At 30.3% G+C, this 3,603-nt stretch carries 4 protein-coding genes; 3 read left to right on the top strand and 1 reads right to left on the bottom strand.

Annotated features, from left to right (window positions below):
• From ACRRVB_RS00935 to ACRRVB_RS00925, 3 genes are all read left to right on the top strand, one after another.
• A partial coding sequence (locus ACRRVB_RS00935; protein ID WP_432446213.1) for a transposase occupies positions 1–187 on the top strand: 187 nt, incomplete at its 5' end.
• Between the two features lie 257 nt (positions 188–444).
• Positions 445–1,233, top strand: coding sequence for a hypothetical protein (locus tag ACRRVB_RS00930; RefSeq protein WP_432466143.1), 789 nt, complete (start codon positions 445–447; stop codon positions 1,231–1,233).
• A gap of 132 nt (positions 1,234–1,365) precedes the next feature.
• Positions 1,366–2,577: a hypothetical protein gene (locus ACRRVB_RS00925; RefSeq protein WP_432466142.1), complete on the top strand. Its 1,212-nt coding sequence runs from the start codon at positions 1,366–1,368 to the stop codon at positions 2,575–2,577.
• A gap of 145 nt (positions 2,578–2,722) precedes the next feature.
• Here ACRRVB_RS00925 and ACRRVB_RS00920 read toward each other — a convergent pair whose 3' ends face one another.
• On the bottom strand, positions 2,723–3,367 hold the full coding sequence (locus ACRRVB_RS00920) for a recombinase family protein (RefSeq protein ID WP_432466141.1): 645 nt from the start codon (positions 3,365–3,367) through the stop codon (positions 2,723–2,725).
• Positions 3,368–3,603 lie beyond the last annotated feature (236 nt).

Here is a 3,603-nt window from a genome sequence, read left to right as displayed (position 1 = left end):
TGAATCTGTAAATAGCCAATTCCGTAGAGTTACTAAAAATAAAAGAGTATTTCCTAACGATATAGCTGTTTTTAAAACCTTATATTTAACTATTAACTACATGACCAAAAAGTGGACCATGCCTATTCATAATTGGAGTGAGGCTATAGCACATTTTTTAATTAAATTTGAAAAGAGAATTCAATAAAACATAAAAATATTTTACACACTTAATTGGACAGAGCCATATTATTTTGTATACTTAAATTTTGAATTTAATTTGAATTAATTGCATTGGGCCTTACTGTGGTTAAGTAAGTATAGTAATGACATCAGTTATGCAAGCATTATACGGCTAACAAAGAGTAGTTAACTTTAATCCAGTTAAAATTGACGCTAATGTGATAGAGTCTGCTTGTCATATGTGTATCTTTTTTAACATAAAATATTGGAATATATATGGTCATGAATACAAAACTAAAACTATTTTATACTTTGAATCTATTTGCTTGTAGTGGAATTTTTGCCTGTAGTGGATTGAATATGAGTAATATGGATAGTGATAAAGGTAAAGCACAATCATGTCAAGGTAAAAGGAGAGCTAGTACTTCTCCACAAAGTGGTGTTTTGTCGAAAAAAATAGACCCTACATCTAGTACTTCAAGTGGAGAAGGTAGTAGTCAACTAGTTGATAAAAAAGGAATCAGGGAAAAGGCTTGTGAGGCCCTTATTAAGGAAATAGGAAAGAAGCACAAAAATTTACCATCGTTAGATAAACTTAAGGAATTTTTAATTTGTATAGATCCAGATGATCCAGAATTTGACCAATATCTTCCACTTAGAATTATTACATTTGAAAATCCAGAAAATAAAGATAAAATAATTGATACAGTAAAAACTATGTTATCTGATCAAATTCAATTAGGTGGTATGGAATCTATGGTGAAAGGAAAATCTAAAAATATGAAAAGACTTCTTTGGTGTATAGCTACTATAGATCCATGGGATAATGAAGAAGAAAAAGAAGAAGAAGAAGATCCCAGTGATTTCCATTATTATGAAGATAGTGATTATAAAGATGAGGATGGAAATGAGTATTTGTCTTATTATTATGTAAATCTTTTAGACCCTAATTTGTATGTTTATGAAGGAGATAAAGATGGTACAATTCAATTAATTCATAGAGGGGATCAAACTTTTACTATTAAAGATTTTCAAGATTCTTCCATAAAAAATAAGTTAAATTCAAAATAAGAAACAAAGTTAATTATCAAATTACAGAAGTTATTACATGCTTATTAATACTTAACTTAATTAGTATTTAGAACCACTAAAAATATAAACTTATATTTTGTATTACTGGAACTTAAATTTAAATTATTAATCATGAATTTTTTAAAAATTAAAAAGAATATATGTGAATTTTTCATATTTTTTTTGGTTGTTTATGTGTTTCTTTTAGGATGTTCCCATAAAATAAAGTATGGAGTTATAAGTAGAGCAGGTGTGGAGCCGGACAAAACTTCTTTAAATAATAGTTTTGCTCATACTCCTGCATTTAGATATTCCAATATGATACCTAAATCATTATGGAATAATGCTTATAAATATGGATTTATTAAAGATTATAAAGCATCAGGATTAGAATCTCCTGAACATTTTTATGCAAACGCTAACATTAGCATGGAAAGTAGTCTTGGAGAGATTTTTTTTCAAACCTTACGGTGGCATATAACTCATAGTGATGAAATGAATATCCAATCCGATATTTTAACTTGTACAGAGAATTGTAAGTTTGAGATCAATAAATTGAATATAGAAAAGGAGAAAAAATTAACTAAAAAGAGAGAAGAGGTAATACAAAAAAATATAGATGCATTAAATACAGAAATATCTAAAATAGATGGAAAAATATCCGGCTTAAAACGACAATGTAAACAAGATTGTAAAACTATATTAGCTAGACTAAATGAACAAGAACTTATGCCTTGGAAGAATATAGGTGGAAATGATGAATCGTGTAAAGATAAAAGTAGTAGAGAAAAATTTATATGCCCTAGGCCTTGGAAGTATGTAGTAAAAACTATTAATGGATGTAAATGTGGTGTATTTGAATTAGAAAATATACAAACTGGAGAATATTTCAAGGTACCTGATCAGCCTAAAAAGCTAACTAACTATGATATTGTTAATATTAGCAAGAGACGTAAGTCGGCACCATACATAATGGTACATCATATTAAAAATGTAAATAAATCAGGTACCCAAGAAGCTATGAAAGTAGAAGTTGATCATTTAATGAGAGATAATAGATATATTATAGAACTTCCTTCACAAATACACAAAATTAAAACAATGTATTTAGATCCTTTTATTCGTACAGTATCTTTTACTGATAGAAATATCATAAATTCTGACTCCTATTGGAGATCCCGTGATGAATTTTCAAAAAATCAAAAAACATTAGATTGTAAATGTGGATCCCAAGACAGTTTCAAACCTCGATCAACACATGAACATAAAGGTAATTATGCAAAAAATTATGAAGCTAAAATGTTACTTCAAAATACTAAATTTTATGAAGATCCTGAGGATTAATCGGAGGATCTCTCCAGGAGTCTTATGGGATCTGTCGCGTCGTGTGTCGTAGATAAGTATCAGGGGTCAACTTGGATATGGGAAATTATTGTAAGTTAAGCTCTGTTTTATGTAGGATATATTGAATCTATTAAATTGATTATCATTAATTTTTTTCATTTTTTAAGGCATACAATCGTTGAATACGGCATACCTGAGAAGAGCTGTACCCGGTAGCTTCTGATGTTTCGTATATACTTAGTTTTTTAATATTTCTATAGTATATTACTTTCTTATGTCTGTCATAATCAGCCTGCTTTCCAAGATATTTACCCTGTTTATGCGCTCTTTCGATTCCCTGTTTTTGTCGTTGTTGACGGCTTAACCAATCCTTATGTGACATTACAGCCATGAGATCTATAAGCATATTATTTATAGCGGAAATGACGGCACGTGTTACTGGGTCATTTTGTGATGGTTCTTTATCAGAAAAAGCCTGCCATGAGGTTGGTACATCTAGGCTTACAATTCTCAATTCTTGATATTCAATTTGCTTTTTAAGTGTTAGCCAGTCGTTGTTGCTGAGTCTGGTCAGCCGGTCTATTTGTTCGATTAGTAGAATATCATTGCGATGGCTATCCATCAGTAATCGGCCCAGCTCTGGTCTTTCAAGTTTTGTTCCACTGATATTTTCCCGATAGTAGCTAGCTATTTTGTGCCCTCTTTCCTGAACAAATTGTTCCAATATTTCTTTTGCCCGATCGGCAAATTGATCTTCTGTTGAAGCTCTCAAATAAGCTCGTATGAACATATATCCAATAATTTATCGTATTTAGGTTATGTCATTGAATCTATCGCATATAGGTTATATCATTGATTAGATATTGTGTTGTTTTTGTTATGTTGTTGGAGTACACCCTTATGCGATAAGGATTTGAACAAAAATTAATCTACAAAATAATTATCAATGCAAACTATATGCCTAGGAGACAAATTCTTTCCAAGTCCGAAAAAGCATCATTACTAGCTTTACCTGATGATGAACTG

The sequence above is a fragment of the Candidatus Cardinium hertigii genome (genome assembly GCF_050864855.1).
GTDB classification, from domain to species: Bacteria; Bacteroidota; Bacteroidia; order Cytophagales; family Amoebophilaceae; genus Cardinium; species Cardinium hertigii_C.
This window is presented reverse-complemented; position numbering and strand designations above follow the sequence as displayed.

Bases quoted from the DNA above. Each gene is read 5' to 3' on its own strand.
- ACRRVB_RS00930 (WP_432466143.1), top strand. From the start codon at position 445: ATGAATACAAAACTAAAACTATTTTATACTTTGAATCTATTTGCTTGT.
- ACRRVB_RS00925 (WP_432466142.1), top strand. From the start codon at position 1,366: ATGAATTTTTTAAAAATTAAAAAGAATATATGTGAATTTTTCATATTT.
- ACRRVB_RS00920 (WP_432466141.1), bottom strand. From the start codon at position 3,367: ATGTTCATACGAGCTTATTTGAGAGCTTCAACAGAAGATCAATTTGCC.